Source organism: Granulicella sp. dw_53 (genome assembly GCF_018449545.1).
Lineage (GTDB): Bacteria > Acidobacteriota > Terriglobia > Terriglobales > Acidobacteriaceae > Edaphobacter.
Genome location: NZ_JAAVUR010000010.1, coordinates 172,957 through 191,410 on the forward strand (window position 1 = coordinate 172,957; position 18,454 = coordinate 191,410).

Sequence of the window (18,454 nt, forward strand, 5' to 3'; positions counted from 1 at the left end):
GAACTATTTGAAGACCTCCAGCGTAGTTGCCTAACAAGCATAAGACCGCCAGGAGAAGACCTCATGCATGACGTCTACGTTGCGTTCCGTCAGTTTCGCAAGTCGCCAGCCTTCGCCGTGACCGTAGTTCTTACGATTGCGCTGGGAATCGGGGCGAACACAGCGATCTTCACTCTGGTGCACGCCGTTCTGATGAAGTCCTTACCAGTCACCGACCCCAAGACCCTCTACCGCGTAGGCGACCTCGACGACTGCTGCGTCAACGGCGGCTTCATCAACGACAACGGAGACTTCGACCTCTACTCCTACGAACTCTACAAACACCTGCAGGAGACAACACCAGAGTTCGAAAGCCTGGCGGCAATGCAGTCAGGCGGCAACGAGATGAGCGTACGCCGAGGTTCAGAGCCCGCCAAATCCGCACGCACCGAGTACGTCTCCGGCAATTACTTCAAGACTCTCGGCATCGGACCCTTCGCCGGCCGCACCCTCACCAGCGACGACGACACCACCGGCGCGGCTCCCGCCGTCGTCATGAGCTATCAGGCATGGCAGTCGAACTACGGTGGCGACCCACACGTCGTAGGCGCAACATTCTATCTACAGGGCAAGCCCGTCACCGTCGTCGGCATCGCTCCCGCAGGATTCTTCGGAGACCGCATCAGAAGCAATCCACCAGAGATATGGATTCCCCTCGCCGACGAACCCCTCATCGAAGGAAGAAACACCATCCTAAAGGTGCCCGAGAGCAACTGGCTCTACGTGCTGGGCCGAATCAAGCCAGGCGTAAGCATCGCACCGTTGCAGAGCAAGATGTCCAACAGCCTCCGCCAGTGGCTCGCGACACAGCCAGGCTACCTGCGCAACGGCGGCGCAACACTCATCCCCAAGCAGCACGTAGTCATCGTCCCTGGAGGCGCAGGCATCGAGAACCTGCAACGCCAGACCGGCAAAGGACTACATCTGCTCATGATAATTTCGGCGCTCGTGCTTCTCGTCGCCTGCGCCAATGTAGCCAACCTGCTCCTCGCGCGCGGCGCAACACGCAAAGCGGACACATCCATTCGCATGGCGCTCGGCGCGGCACGCACTAGACTCATCCGCCAGATGCTCACAGAGAGCGTTCTCCTCGGTTGCTTCGGCGGACTCGCCGGCTTAGCCGTAGCCTATGCAGGCACACGCATGATTCTTACGCTCGCATTTCCGGACGCGCCACAGCTCCCCATCCATGCGAGCCCGTCTCTGCCTGTCCTGGCCTTCGCCTTTCTGCTTTCGCTCCTCACCGGCGTCATCTTCGGCGTTGTGCCCGCCTGGATCACATCGCACTCCAATCCCGCCGAAGCCCTGCGCGGTGCAAACCGCTCCACACGCGATAGTGCATCGCTGCCGCAGAAGTCCCTCATCGTCTTTCAAGCCGCGCTCTCACTCGTCTTACTAGTAAGTGCAGGACTACTCACCAAGAGTCTGCGAAACATGGAGCACCAGAACTTCGGCTTAGAAACCTCCAACCGTTACGTATTGCACCTCGACCCCGCAGGCGCAGGCTACACCGCCGAAACCCTCCCCGCGCTCTATCAATCCCTCGAGCAACAATTCGAATCCATGCCCGGCGTCCAGAGCGCAGGCCTCGCCCTCTACAGCACATTGGAAGGCAACAACTGGGGCGAAGGAATCTATGTCGATGGACATCCCACACCAGGCCCCAACGATCACAATGGCTCGTCATGGGATAGAGTAAGTCCACACTTCTTTGCGACCGTAGGCCAGCCAGTCCTTCGCGGCAGAGCATTCACCAATCAAGACACCGACACCTCGCAAAAGGTAGCAGTCGTAAACCAGGCATTCGTGAAGAAGTTTTTTCCCAAAGAAGATCCACTCGGACGGCACTTTGGAGTCTTCGATCAAAAGTATGCCACGTCCTTCGAGATCGTCGGCATCGTAGAGGACGCGAAATACACCAATCCGCGCGGCGAAGTGCGAACGATGTACTTCCGTCCCCTGACCCAGCAACTAGCGGGACTGACCGAACCGAACTTCGTCATGGCCGAGGGCCGTTCGCTCTTCATCAACTCCGTAACTCTGCACTTTCAACGGCCTCCGCAAAATCTCGACACGCTCGTACGTCGCACCCTCGCAAATATCAATCCCAACCTGACCGTAATCGACCTCCACTCCCTCGACGATCAGGTCGCTGGCAACTTCACCCAGGAGCGCCTCATCGCGCGGCTAACGATGCTCTTCGGCGCACTCGCCCTGATACTTGCATCGGTAGGCCTGTACGGCATCACCTCCTACCAGGTAGCCCGCAGAACCAGCGAGATCGGGCTGCGCATGGCGCTCGGCGCAAACCGTGCAAACGTCGTGCGAATGGTACTGTGGGGAGCGATCTTCCAGGCCGGCCTCGGTCTCACAATCGGCATTCCCATCGCAATGCTCGGAGCCCACACCATGGCCGACCAACTCTACCAGGTCCGCTCCTACGATCCTCTAAGCCTTGCAATCGCAATTGCCGTCCTGTCGGCATCCGCGGCCATCGCAGGCTTCATCCCCGCACGACGCGCGGCAAATATCGAACCCATGGAAGCGCTGCGCACCGAATAAATCTCATCACTCCAGCGCACTACACCAGCCAGCATTAAGAAGAAGCTACTCAACCAACTTCACTAAAAATGCGGTGAAGCCAAGGAGCAATCGAAGCTACGCATCGCGTCACAAGCGATCACTATCCTACAGAACCTCTTACGAGTACAACGACATATATTCTGCATTGGATACACTGTCGACTGACACAATACTCCGTGCCAGCTGTTCTCTCGTAAGAAAGGTAGCATCCGATGGCTAGAATCACACGCCGCAGCCTCCTCGTCTCAGCCTCTACCGTGGCAGCAACTCTGTCGGTTGGAAAACGTTTCAGCTTTAGTCAGAGTTCGCCGAACGATGCAGACGACCTCAAGCTCTGGTACACCCAGCCGGCATCGCAGTGGGTAGACGCCTTGCCCATCGGCAACGGACGTCTCGGCGCGATGGTCTTCGGCGGAGGCGCCATCCACACCAACGCGGTCAAGGACGCAAAGGGCGAACCCACATCCGGTCCCGTCCCCACCGATCCCGCAAAAGAGACCTTGCAGCTAAACGAAGACACGCTATGGTCAGGTCTTCCAGTCGACGGCAACAACCGCGACGCGAAGAACTACCTCTCTGCAATACGCGAAGCCGTCCTCCAGCAGAAAAACTATCATCTCGCCGACCAGCTATGCCGTAAGATGCAAGGACTCTTCGCAGAGGCATACCAGCCGCTCGGCAACCTCCACGTCGATTGCACTCACACCGGTCAGGTAACAGGCTATCGTCGCGAACTCGACCTTGCCTCCGCCATCGCGGCCACTCGCTACACAGTAGATGATACCCAGTTCGAACGCATAGCGTTCTCCTCCGCAAAAGATCAGGCCATCGTACTGCGCGTCTCTGCCAGCAGACCAGGCCAATTAAACGCGACCATATGGTTGGACGGCCCACTCGAGAAGTCGGTCAAGACAGTCGGCGGCAACCGTCTGTTGTTAACTGGCAAAGCCCCAAAGCACATCGCCGGCGCCGGTCATCCTGGCGGTGAAGATCCGGCCGTCTTCTCTGACGTCGCAGGCGAGGGGATGTACTTCGCCGCGACCTTACAGGCGAATATCCAGGGCGGCCATATCTCCGCAACCGGAAACAGCCTCATCATCAAGGGCGCGACAGCATGCACCATCGTATTAACCGCCGCTACCGGTTATCGCGGATTCGATAAGAGTCCCGACACGCCACAGGCCGTCGTAACCCAACTGGCTAGCCGCCAACTCGACTCCGCCCTCACCCACAGCGACTCCACACTCCATGAACGCCACATAGCGGATTACAAAAGGCTCTTCAACCGCGTGTCACTCACGTTGGGCCCAAACCACCAGGCAGCCTTACCGACCGATCAGCGTCTGGCGAACTTCGCATCTGCACCCGATCCATCCTTGCTCGCCCTCTACTTCCACTACGGACGCTACCTGCTCATCAGCAGCTCACGTCCTGGCACACAGGCAGCAAACCTACAGGGTATATGGAACTATCAGGTGCAGCCGCCATGGAGCAGCAACTGGACCACCAACATCAACGTCCAGATGAACTACTGGCCCGCAGAGACCTGCAACCTCAGCGACTGCACCGAGCCCTTGATAACTTTCATCGAAGGTCTCCGCGACACCGGCACCCGCACTGCGCAGGAGATGTACGGCTTGCCAGGCTGGGTCACACATCACAACATAGACATCTGGCGCGCCGCGAACCCTGTAGGAATGGGCGTCGGCGCACCGACGTGGGCCAACTGGGGCATGAGCGGACCCTGGCTCTGCGCCCACCTCTTCGAGCACTACCGCTTTACCCGCGACCGCGAATTCCTGAGAACGCGTGCATACCCATTAATGAAAGGTTCGGCGGAGTTTTGCCTGGCATGGCTGATCGACGACGGTGAGGGACATCTAACAACATGCCCTTCGGAGTCGACCGAGAACGATTTCATGGCGCCCGACGGCAAGCCTGCCATGACAAGCGCCGGCTGCACCATGGACATGGCGCTCATCCGGGAGCTCTTTACGAACTGCATCGCTGCATCGAAAGAACTAGCCTTGGACCACGACTTCGCCGCAAAGCTTGAGACAGCACGCAACAAACTCATCCCATATCGCATAGGCAGTCACGGTCAGCTACAGGAGTGGTCCATCGATTTCGTCGAGAGCACCCCAGGTCAGCGCCACATGTCCCACCTCTATCCTCTGTATCCCGGCAACGAGATCACGCCACGCGGTACGCCCGAGCTTGCAAAGGCAGCACGTATCTCGCTGGAGCGGCGGCTGGCCAACGGCGGCGCATACACCGGCTGGAGCCGCGCCTGGGCCATTGGGTTCTGGTCCCGCCTCGGCGACGGCGACAAAGCCTGGGAATCTCTCTCGATGCTGATGCAGCACAGTACCAACCTGAATCTCTTCGACACACATCCCGCCGGCAAGACATCCATCTTTCAGATCGACGGAAACTTCGGCGCCACTGCGGCAATCGCCGAGATGCTCATGCAAAGCCATACGGACGTCATCGACCTGTTGCCCGCTTTACCATCCGCATGGCCTTCCGGCGAAGTGAAAGGTCTCAGGGCACGCGGCGCAGTCGAGATAGATCTGCGTTGGGCAAACGGAAAGGCAACAGCCGCCACCATCCGGCCAGACCTCTCCGGCGAATATCGTCTCCGTGCACCAGCGGAACAAAACATCGCCAGCATCACCGGCAAAGGTGAAACCCCATTGCGAAAGAACTCCGACGGCAGCGTCGCTTTTACATTGGAAGCAAAACAGATATATAGAGTGAGATTCGCGTGACACTGGTAAGTCAAAAAACAGCCCAATCGAGCGACATATCGATCCCCCAAAAACTTTGTTTCGAATTCCTCAGCAAAAACGCATGTCAATCCCCAAAATCACTTAACTCATTGCCGTTCAAAGAGATAAGAGTGGCACTTTAGTTTCGGTCAATCACATAAAATAGAACTAGAGAAACAAAAAAGGCCTCGACGGCAACCCCGTCGAGGCCTTTGCATGCAACAAACAACCGTAACCCAAGCCCGCTCACGTATTTGGGCGCAACTCAAGTAGAATCAGCCGCTTACCGGAGCCTAAATCCAGCAAGCGACTGATTATAAAGCACTTACCTCACCACCCCCCCCCCGGGGGGGTAGGGGTCTGGTGACACCCTAGAAGGCGTCAGAGAAGGCTGCACCAAGAGACTTGACCGCAGCATGGAGTGGCCGTCCAACGAGGATAGGCCGTCGGAAGATCGCCACTACAAACTGCATAAGGCCCCTGAAGTATCGCCCTTGTGACCAGTAGATCCGTCCCGAGTAAAGATAGGAGTCTGCAATGACCCAACCGTCAGCCCGCTCACAGTCAGCGGATTGCAATGTTGCCAACATCGCGAGCGCCAGAGAAAAGGCCCTCAGACGATACATATTTCGGGCGCTCGAGAGGTACGCCCTCCCAATGGCCGTGTGGATACTTCTGTCGTCCACACCCATGGAGGCAAGAGCAGCGGCTGTAATCTCCGGAGACAACGCCAGCGGATCGCAAGCTCCGCTTCGCCGCGCCGCAGCCGATGCCTTCGCCGCAAGCGTGCCAAGAGCCTGCTTCCTGCATCGGAGGACCGAACCCTGCTCCGGATGAACTCTGTATCGAAGGACTACTTGCTTCAGATTCGCCAGTTCGAAGTGGTCAGCCATTCGCAGCCAAAGATCGTAGTCCTCGGCATCGGGAATGTTTCTGTAACCACCTGCGAACAGAAACGCATCCTTCGTATAGAGAACAGTAGGATGCCAGAACGCAGTGCAGTCCGACAACTGCCGCTTGATCGAGAAGTCGCTCTCAGGATGTCTAGCCGTGAGTAACGCCTTGCCGTCCGCGTCAATGAACTCAACAGCGCCCCCAACGAGGCTGATCTCAGGATGGCTCTCAAGAAACTCAACCTGAACCTTCAAGCGGTCTAAGAGGGCAACATCGTCGGCATCCATCCTCGCGATATATCTTCCCCGCGCAAGGTCGCAGCCACGATTTAGAGATTCGACTAAGCCTCGGTTGCTCTGAGCAAATAGCCTTATTCGGGAATCCTGGCTTCGGTAGCGATCGAGAAGCGCAAGCGATTCGTCATCCGAACCATCGTCGATGATGATGAACTCGAACTCGTCGAAGCTCTGGCTGAGAACGCTCTCGACAGCCTCCGACAAGAAGCGTCCTCCGTTGAACACGCTCATCACGACGGAAACAATGGGACTTGTCATCTGGCGGCAATAGCGGTGCGAAGATATCGACGAAGCTCCCGAAGTTGGCTCCCCGGGATCCTCAGCCACACGAAGAACAGCTTGGCGTAAGTCAGAATCGACCACGGATCTCTAGCCACGCTGTCGAGATAGCAACGCTTGGCTTGCAAAGAATCGCCGCTCAACCAGAGGTTGTCGCCCATGGCATCGAAGGCCCGAGCGCGAATCAACTCTCTCTCCGACTCCAGCGGGATATTCGCGCAGAGCGACTGCTCCAACTGCTCTAGGCTGAGCGACCAGGTCGAGCCTTGGTACCTCTTCGACTTCACCTGCTGAGAGTACTCCTTGGCAATCGCCTTGAGACACCAGTCAGCCACCTCCTGCAATCCTGCTTCAAGAGCACGTTGCCGGACCTTCAAGGGAACCGCAAGATCTCCCGCAGAGCACTTGTAGAGATTTTCATCTTGAGCGAGCGTAGTCGTCATGCTGAGACTGTGCGCGCGATAACAGACCATTGGCTCAGCGAAATACGCAACATCGTACCGCAATGCAAACACGCACCACAGATACCAGTCGCCGCTCCATTCCATCCCCTCATCCAAGGGAAAGTAGTCAATAGTTCGATAACATTCTGCCCGAGCCAGAACGGAGCCAGCCACAATGAAATTGCTTACCAACAACTTCTTCAACAGACACCAACCATCAACGATCACATCCTTCTCGCCATAAAAGGAATAAGGAAGAACATGGGTCTCACGTCCATCCATCACCTCGATAGCAGGACAAAATGCATACCCTACATGAGAGTCCCGCTCCAACACCTCCATGTACCACTCAAGGATGTGATCTTTACGAAGGTAATCGTCAGCCGATATAAGCCAGATGTAACTTCCGCGGCAAAGTTCGATTCCTTTGTTGTAATTTCTAAGATTGCCAAGATTCTTCTCGTTATGGATATATCTCACACGAGGATCTTCGATTGAAGCTGCTACAACGGCTGTGTCATCAGGAGAATCGTCGTCCATAATCAGGACTTCAAAGTCTGTATAAGTCTGGATCAGAATCGAATGGACACATTCAGAGAGCAAGTGTGCCAATTTATAACACGGAACAACAAAGCTAACTTTCGGACGATTCATTCCCTTGCCTCATTCTCTTATCTCTTTCCTCAAAGCTAGAGAGCAATGCGGAACAGCATTTGCTTACCGAAGCGAACGATTTGCCTTCGGAGCCCAGTTCAGTCCAAAGGTTGCAACATTTCGGCTTAGCGAATTTCCATCCGAGGCAGAGAAATATCCGCGATAGCTATAGACACCTTGCAGTCCATGGCCAAAGTCCACCTGATAGCGACAGTCGAAGTATGTACCGTGAAAGGAAGGAATTGTGGCCACGGTGTCATTCGCTACAAAGCTGACATTGAATATCGCCTCAGCCCTGGACGACACTTGCCGCTGATATCCACCTGACACACTTTCCTGCCAGACACCCAGTCCAATATCGGCCGTGTTCGGAGCTCGTGCGGAGAGCAGATAGAACTGCGAGTTACCAGTGAGTCTCTTACTGAAAGACACCGCGTAGGAAAGTCCCTGCCGGCTTCCGCATTCTGATGTGTTGAGTTGCGGACCGCCACTTATATCGATTTGGGTCTTTTCGCTCGGCCGCCATCTCAGGCCTGCTCCGACTCCATAGCTCGAGCAGTGAATATATCCGTGATAGTACGATTCACGTAAGTACGTGAACATCCCAAAGGTATCGGAGATATTCCGGGAATAGGTCATGCCGATTGTACTGATCCTGTTCGTAATGTTGAGTCCGCTGTAGTTGCTATAAGATTCTCCCGCGCGAACCTCAATCGCATCTCTTTCGGAACTCTTGTACCGAACTCCGATGTTGGCGTCCCCGTGCGCTACGATGCCCGCATTCTGAAGATAGGTGGCAGAATTGGGCCCTGTTCCCGCTGTTCCACCCACTGCCACAGTTTGGTCCGATCCCAGAAACCGAGCAGAGTCCCGCCCATAACTTCCCATGGCATTCATATCCCAACTCAGGCGTTGGCTCACATCAACCACGACGTTAGCGGAGGCCAAGTTCATGTTTTGCCATGCATACTGAGATCCGTAAGATGTGTTTGTCGACCGATATTGCGCCACGGACTTCGTGTGTGGAGTATTTGATACAAACTCAATATAGGGATTGAGTGTAAAGAATTTGGATGCAGCACCGGTATCACTTCTACTGGTATTGTTTGGGTTACTGTCCCATCCAGCGGTTGTAGTCGCTCCCCCAAATATGTGGCTGGGGATGTTGTCACCCAGAGCGATCAGGGACGCACCAGAGAGTGACGGTATATACCGAACCTGCGTTTCTCCTTCCCCCTTCCCACTCTCAGAGTCAGAACTGACAGATGATGGAGCAGTAGTCGAAACAGAGGTGTTTCCAGAGATGTCAGCCGATGCCTGTCCCAGCATGGGGTTAGTCATCAATACGGCAATCAGCAGACCTAAGAGACCAACATATTTCGATCTATTCATAAATTATTGAGAATAATAGTGTGTTAGAGATGTCGACTGGTGGACTGGGGCGCATGCAATGCCAAGCAGATTCGTCTACAGTCAGACAAAAACGACGGCCAGAACAAAAAGCAGATGTTTTCCGGCAGGACTATTCGCCGACAGGGATGCCTTACATAGAAACTTTAGCCATGGACCCCGGAAAAATGGAGTTATCCATCGACGCTTCGAGGGTCCGGCGCAGAATGGCATCAACTGTAGCTCCGGCCTCGTCCCATGTTATGGATTGCATGCTGGCTGCAGCCGCAACGGACAATGCATCTGAATCTATGCATGAGACGATCTCCTCGAGTGATGCCGCCAAAGCCATCGGGAAGGCGGGGGCATACCGAACAAACGGACTATCGAGATCAGCCCGGACTTGAACCGTATCGTTGACCACGGGAATGCACCCTGCGGCAAGCATTTCAAAAGGAACAAGCGAGACGTTCGTAAACGAGAGACTTAGCCCAGCGAAACAGAGATTATAGATGCGATTAATCTCATCTGGTGTAATACGGCCGTGATCGACGAAACGGAATGGGAGATGTCCCATTCTGTCGCCATAGATATGGATGTCGATATCAGGTCTTCGAGCTGCAAACATCTCAAGAGCAAGAAGGCCTAATTCAAAGCCGCGGCGGGCGTTTTCACGTCGAGCGTAGAAGACTATGCCGGATCGGTGGGATGTCTCTGATCTACGATATTGTGAGATGTCACAACCAAAAGTAAACGTATCGACAGACATGCCGAATTCGATGACTAGCTTATTGGCAAAACATTTTCCGATACTGATGCCATGAAAACCCATCCTGTATGTACTCTCAGCGAAGGAACTTATACTTCCAGCAGGATAGAAGTAAGGCTCGAAGTCCTGCACAAAATAGAATCGTTTTCCAGCACATCTCGAGTTAAAGATCGGGTATGCCGTGGGCCAGCCCGTTGCTACCACTATATGAGCATCCTGCATTCCGCCGTCCACGTTTGAAACGGGACCATTGAAGCCGTAGTAATTACGCACAACCGATTCGTAGTAACTATGGTCTCCCTGGTATACATCGTAAAAATAAACGCGGTTAGTGTAGCCGTGGGCTTCGAGATAACGAATCATGCGAAACAGTGTAGTATGACCACCTGATCCAGGTGCCGGTGGAGTCGTGACCCAGTTCGCAATAAGTGGGCGCCCTAGTAAGATGGGGGGAATTGGGGGTTGAAAGGGATGCGCCAGATCGATTGCAGCTAAGTCTGAACTGCGGACCTGGGACACGACTCTTTGAGGAGCGAGCCACTCGGACAACACTCGTCGGACTCGCTCCGTAATTCCTTTTGCACTTCTAACTCGCCAGAGGCGGCGGAATGGCAGAGGTCGCTTGTTGAGTTCTGCTTCACCTCGTTCTATCCTGGATTTCACCGTTCCTCCCCTCTGTTATGAAAACTAAATACTATGACCGTCTCAATCCAGAAGATTAGCTGCGGCTTGAAATTGGGACGAGACAATAGATATGCTGGTTCTTCGCCCCGCTAAAGATCACTGCATCAGATAAAGCCAGAGGTACATTAGAAGGGTGGGCTCAGAATAAACCAACTAATAACATTGATGTTTCATTTGTGATTACGAGTGTGATTTTTGGCGGATTAGCCTTATTCTGGCAGCGCATTACCAAATATATCGATTGCGGCTTTGACCGGAACAATATGGTTTCCGCTCTCTACGGTTAGCGATATTGCCCGGTCCAGAAAAACGGGAGTACAACCAAAGGGAGAGTGATTTTTGCGTACATCATGTGTGTAAAAGATAAGCCATCCGCTGCTTCGGACGTTCTCTGCCAGTAAAGCTTCGACTCTCGCACATCCCTCCACATCGCCATACAGGCTGTTTGCTCGCAGAAGGTTGAGGTCTGCCACCCGTTCATTGATTCCGCCATAAGTTCCACGGCAACTATTCATCTGGGCACCAATGATTCCCTTTGACCTCATGGAGACATGACCATACGGGTAGGCGAAGTCGCTTGCATCGCTACCAATATGCTGTCGAATTGCTTCCCGTCCCTTTCTTACATCCATCTCAAAAGAACTTGCAGAGACATTGCGGCACGAACTGTGATTGAAAGTATGACAACCCAGCTCATGACCGTCCTCCAATAAGGAATTGAGGTCGGCTTGAGTAAACTGATCTCCCAATGTATTGGTGGTGTTGATGAGCCCCAGTGCCACATAGTAAGTGCCGTGCACCCCGAAGCTTTTAAGGATCGTGCCTCCTGTTGTGTAGGCAGTCCGTGGAAAATCATCGAAGCAGAACGATACGATGGGTCCACGGTCGCCCAAAAGCATAGGCCGCCTGTGTACTGAACTCAGTAGTTCACTGCGTAGAAGTCCCAACCGAGAGCGAAAGGTCATGTTCTAACACTTACGGAGCTGTATTGGTCTTGCGCGAGGATCTCGATGATACCGTCATGGGGTACCTCCCGATCGGCCGGAAAGAAGAGAGACGTAACGCCATCGACCACACCAAGATCCTCCATGGTCAGATCCGCGAAGACGCGCCCAGAAGGTTCATTTCGTGGCGTCTTCCGATAGTTAGCATAAAAGCCTTTGTTGTCGCGACTCAGATACTCCTTCATGATGTGGCTCAGAAATGCGTGTTCTATCCGTTTTGATTGAATTCTGCAACTGAACATGAGGTCTGTCAGCAGGGGTTTGCGACTGTCGACTATGCCGAAACCGACGATCCCATAGCTACCAAATTTATCTGTGCAAGTGAGGACATAGCTCTCAAGATGGGGTGACTCGAGGATCTTCCATAGGCTGTTCCGATCATAACGATTGCCCGAAAAATTCATCTGGTTAGTACGTTGTGTGAGCTCATGCACCCGCTCTAAGTTTTGTGCATTGAGGGAATCGATTGTCAATTTGATATCACATTGCTTCAGAAACGATCTGTAGTCATCCCTGAAGGCAAGGGCGAATTCGTTGCGATCCTTCTCAACTTTGTACAACTTCCTGCGGCCCCTGCTCTCTTCCGTTACGGGAGCTTGGTTATCAATAACGATGGATGTTAGCAACAAATAGTCTTTTGCGTCCATCACATGGATTTCTGGACAAGAGGAGCGAACCTGCTGTCTTTCAAAGGTTGAATCATCGATGAACAGTAAGGTCTTAACTCCAATATTTAATTGGCGGGCGATCGCATTAATTGCATCACCCTTTGGGAACCATGAGATCTGTGGGTATAGAAAGAAATGTCCTATGTTGAAATGCTTCAACGCCTGCATTGCGTGGTCGTAGTCATTCTTACTCGCTAGCGATTGCAGGATACCGTGTCGATCGAGGGCTTCCATAATATTGATGATGTTGGGCTTCAGGCGAAGCCCTGCGATTCCATCTTCCGCGAGCACTCCATCCCAGAGTGTGTTATCCAGATCCCACACGACACATTTGATAACGTCCTGCTGTAACTCCTGTATGAACTCCATAAGGCCAAAGTACAACGTCATTTCTTCATCGATGTCGTTGGGAAGTATTTCTATATTGAAGGGAAAGCTAAGATTGACAACGCTCGCGATGTCGACAAACGGTATTTTAATGAGATTAGAACCCGGTACGAGGCTAACCAGTTTCTGAAAAGGAATATTGTCATTCTTGCCAGCTGATCGAACAGTAAGGGATAGAGCCACAGTTGTCTCAGCTGGGTTGTAGCACTCCAGTACAAGCGAGGTTGGCACTTCGGAGGTGCGAGATGTTCGTCTCGACAGCCGTTTCTTTATGCCGTAACGTTTCCCAACGATCAAATTTTTAATTGACTTCGGCAGCGGCAACTGGTGCAGGACGGTGCCGAAACGGTAATCACGTCTCTCGATGGACTCTGCACTTTGAAGTGTGCGGAGTGAGAGGTTACCGGGTGCCCAGAGCTTTCCCCATTGCTTAAAGCGTATTTTGAGAAAATACCCGTTTACCGATTCAGGGCATTCTACTCGAACCATACCGTCAACAAACCTACGACATCTTCCGTCCTCACGCGGACTATATAAATCGCAGCTGGAGTAACATGTTGGCCAGGCACACTCTGTGCAGTGCTCACTCCAAGACAATACGGTCCGAGCAAGCACTCTACCTTTGAGACCACCAAATCCAGTAACCACTTCTGGAGGGGCCAACCGCAACGGAACAATCTTGAAGTTTGCTTCAGTCTCATACATGGGCAGATCCCTTAACCGGGAATTCTGAATGCACAAAGAGAAGTGCACCAGTAGTTGCTGCGATTATTTTTAAATTATGTCGGAAGCCTCAATGAACTGCGCCACGTAAGTTTGCCGAAGACGACGGGCCTACTTCTAATGCTTGGTAGGCTCCTATAGTCCATTTTCCGTCGGCTCCTCGTACATGTCCGTCCGGATCCATATTGTAAGGAGTTGGGAGGGCTTTGCCTCCAGCAAACATAGCGGCACCGGTTGATGTGAGGTGGAAGTCTGCTGCCATTGGGTTCGCAGGAGATTCGTTGAGAAACATTGGACTCGCACCCAAGGATTCGACGCTATAGGAAAGAGATCCTACTCCGCTATCCTTATTGCCCCTGAGGCTATAGGCATTATGGTTTGCATTGGGAGGCGCGTCTTCTGCAGCAGGTATGACATTTTCAAAGATATTATTGGCGACCTCGCTTCCGGCTGCCATACCCGAGAAGCCAAGCCAACCAGGTTGATAAGCCCCATAGCTACCATCATTCTCAAAGGTGTTGTTATAGACGAAGACTGGTCCAAAGCTTGCCCCTACACCGGCCTTGAAGCAGATCAACCAGCCTCCAGAGTGGTAGACGACGTTCCCGTAGAAGGCAAAATTCACTGCACCGAGACCATATTCAAAAAAGAGACCGTCGTTGGGAGACTGAAAGATTTTGTTATAGCGCCAAGTAACATTCTGGTAAGGGGGATTAGAGTACAGAATGTCTTCATGCTGCTGACCATCATTGTGCGTGTCATAGATGAGGGAGTATTGGACGACACTGTTATCCCAACCACAACCCCGGAACGCCTCTCCTATACGATGAATGCTCATGTGATCGAAGAGCATGTTGGTTCGGTTGACTCCATGGCAGAACGGCATAATATTTACACCATTAACGCCGCCATTGGTGCAGGTGGCGTTCGTTACACAAGCAGGACCGTAAACTTCAATGTACTTGAAGCTTATATGATCAATAGGCTGGCTCACTCCGCTTCGAGTTCCTTCACCACCACTAATACCATCTCCACTTGTTCCTGGAATCAAAATCTGAATACCGTTAGCCACTCGACCATCTATCGCGATGTAAGCCGACGGTCCAGGGATATCAATCTTGGGAATAATTACCGTACCATCGTAAGAGGTATTCCATCCTTCTGCGGCTGCCGGAACTTCATCAGTGGCCAACACACGATTGATAGTAAGCGGATTTTCTGCTGTGCAGAGGGCGTTTCCCTGGAGCGAGGAGAAATAAATTCCACCCGCGATCCAAACCGTGTCTCCACAGCTTAGTCTGGAGAAATTGATCATACTCATCTCATTCCAAGCATTTGTCCAATCACTTCCTTTGTTGGAACCTGTGGCATCTTTGCGAACGTAGTAGTTCGCGGCGAAGCTATCAGCCGTGGGGAACACAAAACAAAGAATCGATGTCGCGAGTAAGAACGAACGAATCCGAAGAATTTGCAATGTGGCAACCTCGCATATCAAAGCAACCTGCGTGGTGTTTATCATGAGATCCAGGCCTTGTTTGGAACTGGTGATACTAGCTGACCGGCCGAATCAGCGGAACTTTTCTGAGCTTGTGAATGTACACCCCTGAGATCAGAGCACCCAGAAATAACATTAGAGCTACAATCCTACGGTTCCACCTGCTGCCGCCATCGGCGTAGGAGCGAATAAGTCTGCGGCCAAAGCTGGTATTTGACACCACATTGTCACGAAAATCCGAGAGAAGACGAATCGCAGTAACTCTCGGTGGAGCCCCAAGATTAGAAAGGCTCCATGGAGCTACATTGCTAAGATACTTGACTTCAATTAACTTACTCTCTCTCTTTGCGATCGGGAGTCTTAGGCGTAACTTTGTTCCATCTCTCTCAAACGGATATTTTTGTCCGTCGACGAAGACAGTCGGAAGTGGATAGAAATCTTCCTCTTTTTCAACGAAGAAAATGGCGTCCCGTTCATGTTTGTTAGACAGATGGATAGATGAGGAGGAAATACGGACGTCAACGTTTCCGTCATCGCGCAGCCTTTCTAGATAGAGGTGCTGCACAATATCGCCGAGGCTTCGCCATTGCGTATCTGGCTGCAACTGATTCACCATTTCGGCGACTGGGTCGAACGCATTGATCCCAGAGGCGAAAAAACTCTCGTGAGCGTAGAAGAGCATTGGGTTTCCGAGAAACGCATCAATCGCCAACTGGGTTCTCTGTACATCTGATTCAGCGGAATAGCGTCTCAGGCTTGGGAAATTAGCGAAGTGCAAGCTAGAGGCACGCAGTGCAAAGTCGGTATCGGGTGGAGTTGTAGCGTCCGATGGAACGTTCAGAGAGTTGACTGTAGCAAGGTAATTAGCGCGCTTAAGAGCCGCCAAGGTCTCTTCAGGGGAGATGGAATGCGGAAAGACCATCACTGGGTCATACGAGACCTTTGTGAGTTGCTTAAACCTATCCATTCTAGCGAGGGCTTGTTGGATGTCCTTTTCCTGTGTGTCCAGAGGATGCTTGTCGAAAGACCCGAACTCCTGGTGAACATGATTATTGCCGTGGACGCAGATCGAGAGTCGGTCAGTGTGCTCGCGAAAGAGTGATGCCATTTCGGGCTGACTTCGATCATAGTTCCACGGGATAAATGCTATGGTCGCGTGGAAGTTATGAATCTGCGCCTCCCGCAAGAGATCCTCAAAATTAACGTGTCCGTAAGGCTCCCTTAGCCAGAGGTCATCGATGGTGAAATTGGCATAATCGCCAGGGCTGTGCCATGCCCGCTCATCAGCAGCGTACTTGATAAACATCATCAGCGAAGCAATAGGAGCGAAGATTGCCTGCTGCCGATAGGGATTAGGAGTTGCAGGAATGTAAGCTTGAACCTCCGCCGAAAAGAATACCTCGTTGTCATCATGCAAGGTGCGCACGAACACGGGCAAAGAAGATCCAACAGACCGCGCTTCGATCAGGCTCGAAGTTCTTTCGACAATTAAGGAGTTAACCTGTCTTTGGTTCAGTGGTAATTTGCTACTACCTAGTTGTTGTGTCACATCGTTGCGGGGAGCGATTTCGTACCAGCTACCACTCTGCGTAGGCGAGCTTCGCGCTCCCGAGATTTTTCGTGATGACCAGAGGTAAAGAAGAGAGGAACTGGTATGCGCGTTGATACCGGCTATGAGGATTGGCGTCTTCTGTCGTCTCCTGTGCGTGAGCTTGAAGACTTCGTCTCTGTTTAATGTGCTCAGTGCTTCTGCACTGATGATGACCGCAATCGTTTTGGCATCGGCAATTGTCCGAAGGGCCGCGGAGATATCTGCGTGGCTCTCAAGGAACCTGCAGTCAACATCAAGTCCATAGAAATGGGACACAGTTTCGATTTGCTGGCGCGTATCGAGTTGACCATTCGACCTATCCAGGTACAGAACATTTATGGCGAATGCCTTATGCCCTGCGGCAGAGATTAGAAGAACGCAACCTAATATCCAACTCACAGACCTCTGTACTTTTTTTGTCTTCAGATCGTTCATAGTCATTGGAAGGTATAGCGCACTTCGCCGTTCTGGACGTCCGCATAAGCTACACGCGCACGCTCTGCACCGTCGCCTTCGATTCGCCAGCAGTTCTCGTGGGCCACCAAGGTCATCTCGCTTCTTTGTCTCCACCAACTATCCACCTCACCAGGAAGGCAGATCCAAAGCTCAGCACCTGATCTTAGCTCCACTAGTTTATCGAGCAGCTTCTTGTAGGCTTCGAGGGCCTCGGGACAATCTAGATAGTCTGGATGAATAATGAAACTGATCAAACCGTGCTGCTTTAATATTTTTTCGATCTGTTCTGTCCATAGCTCTATGGAGTAAGTCCCAATAATGTTGAATAGCGAATAATCTTGGGTTGTCGTAACAGGAATTTCGAGAAGTTTTCCCACAAAATACGGCATCACTGTACAACAACCTCCGGATTGAGGATCCAGATGCCCTACATTCGGCACCGACATATCGTACGCAAGACGGAATCCATCGAACCATTCCTGATTACGGTATAAGGCGCCGGCACGAAATCCTTTACTGCCGAACTCGACCGCAAAATCGCTAATTCGTGACGCTGCCTTTTGGAATTGCTGATGAGTATCAAAGAGATGTCCGTCATGTTTAAGATCGTGGACATTAACCTCGAAGCCTCTATCCTTCATCATGGACAGGGTTGCCGTATCTACTACATACCTTGCGGCGGGAATGAGTTGGAAGGAGCTTCTGATCCCATAGGCCTCGGCGATGTCCATAAGCTTTCCCGTGAACCGCAACCCCGCGGCGGTTTCGACGTCGTGAGTCATGATCGCGCAGCTCGATTTTCCTTCTGGCCAAAACCATATAAATGGAATCCGACTATCGGGAGAAGACTGCGCTGCGAGCGCCATCAGTCTCTCGAACATCTGATCGACACTTCGGTCTACCGGCCACTGGGGAAACGTTTTTTCGCCTCCGCGTTCTAACCATACTCTCTGTAGGTGGCGACGGAAGGCGACCGGTAGGACCGGCCTGAGCGCATAGTAGAGTTTGCGGATAAGCTTCTTCCATGCCACTTCGTCGCCCTTCACAACGTAGCGCTCATATCTTAGGTTGTCGGCTACCTCCGTCGGGTCGAATGGAAGTATCCACACAGCTCCAATTCTTTGCACTTCCCCGAACGCATCAGGGAGAGAATCGGTAGCTTTCTGACCGGTGCTGAGAGCAGATCGGCCATAGCAGATCAGATCCGGACCGAATTTGAAATAACCAGGCTGCGACTGAATTAAGTCATCGTTTGCCATCTCAAAGGAGGCAAAGCAGCTGGGGCATCGGTAATAATCTAGGAACGCTTGATTCATGAAATCGAGAGAA

Annotated in this window: 11 protein-coding genes; 2 read left to right on the forward strand and 9 right to left on the reverse strand. The window is 52.5% G+C overall.

Annotation, left to right across the window (positions count from 1 at the left end):
• The first annotated feature begins 63 nt into the window (after nucleotides 1-63).
• Nucleotides 64-2,601: an ABC transporter permease gene (locus tag HB393_RS16605; protein WP_213806309.1), complete on the forward strand. Its 2,538-nt coding sequence runs from the start codon at nucleotides 64-66 to the stop codon at nucleotides 2,599-2,601.
• A gap of 233 nt (nucleotides 2,602-2,834) precedes the next feature.
• Nucleotides 2,835-5,393 (forward strand): glycoside hydrolase family 95 protein, encoded by a 2,559-nt coding sequence (locus tag HB393_RS16610; RefSeq protein WP_213806310.1) that lies wholly within the window; start codon nucleotides 2,835-2,837, stop codon nucleotides 5,391-5,393.
• 371 nt (nucleotides 5,394-5,764) lie between these two features.
• On the opposite strand, the gene HB393_RS16615 is transcribed toward HB393_RS16610, so the two are convergent.
• The 9 genes from HB393_RS16615 to HB393_RS16655 form a co-directional block, all read right to left on the reverse strand.
• Nucleotides 5,765-6,841 carry a glycosyltransferase gene (locus HB393_RS16615; RefSeq protein ID WP_345945256.1) on the reverse strand — a complete coding sequence of 359 codons (1,077 nt, stop codon included), beginning with the start codon at nucleotides 6,839-6,841 and terminating at the stop codon, nucleotides 5,765-5,767.
• Nucleotides 6,838-7,959 carry a glycosyltransferase family A protein gene (locus HB393_RS16620; protein WP_213806312.1) on the reverse strand — a complete coding sequence of 374 codons (1,122 nt, stop codon included), beginning with the start codon at nucleotides 7,957-7,959 and terminating at the stop codon, nucleotides 6,838-6,840. The genes HB393_RS16615 and HB393_RS16620 overlap by 4 nt, the downstream gene beginning before the upstream one ends.
• A gap of 63 nt (nucleotides 7,960-8,022) precedes the next feature.
• Complete coding sequence (locus HB393_RS16625) at nucleotides 8,023-8,913, reverse strand: hypothetical protein (protein ID WP_213806313.1); 891 nt, start codon at nucleotides 8,911-8,913, stop codon at nucleotides 8,023-8,025.
• Nucleotides 8,914-9,502: 589 nt separating this feature from the next.
• Nucleotides 9,503-10,480, reverse strand: a complete 978-nt coding sequence (locus HB393_RS16630; protein ID WP_213806314.1) for a glycosyltransferase family 1 protein — start codon at nucleotides 10,478-10,480, stop codon at nucleotides 9,503-9,505.
• 530 nt (nucleotides 10,481-11,010) lie between these two features.
• On the reverse strand, nucleotides 11,011-11,700 hold the full coding sequence (locus HB393_RS16635; protein ID WP_213806315.1) for a polysaccharide deacetylase family protein: 690 nt from the start codon (nucleotides 11,698-11,700) through the stop codon (nucleotides 11,011-11,013).
• A gap of 62 nt (nucleotides 11,701-11,762) precedes the next feature.
• The gene (locus HB393_RS16640; protein WP_213806316.1) at nucleotides 11,763-13,349 is read right to left on the reverse strand and encodes an HAD-IIIC family phosphatase; all 1,587 of its coding nucleotides are present in this window, start codon (nucleotides 13,347-13,349) and stop codon (nucleotides 11,763-11,765) included.
• A 304-nt stretch (nucleotides 13,350-13,653) separates the two neighbouring features.
• On the reverse strand, nucleotides 13,654-15,102 hold the full coding sequence (locus HB393_RS16645) for a hypothetical protein (RefSeq protein ID WP_213806317.1): 1,449 nt from the start codon (nucleotides 15,100-15,102) through the stop codon (nucleotides 13,654-13,656).
• A gap of 31 nt (nucleotides 15,103-15,133) precedes the next feature.
• The gene (locus HB393_RS16650; RefSeq protein WP_213806318.1) at nucleotides 15,134-17,104 is read right to left on the reverse strand and encodes a hypothetical protein; all 1,971 of its coding nucleotides are present in this window, start codon (nucleotides 17,102-17,104) and stop codon (nucleotides 15,134-15,136) included.
• A gap of 2 nt (nucleotides 17,105-17,106) precedes the next feature.
• Complete coding sequence (locus tag HB393_RS16655; protein WP_213806319.1) at nucleotides 17,107-18,384, reverse strand: hypothetical protein; 1,278 nt, start codon at nucleotides 18,382-18,384, stop codon at nucleotides 17,107-17,109.
• Between the last annotated feature and the right edge of the window lie 70 nt (nucleotides 18,385-18,454).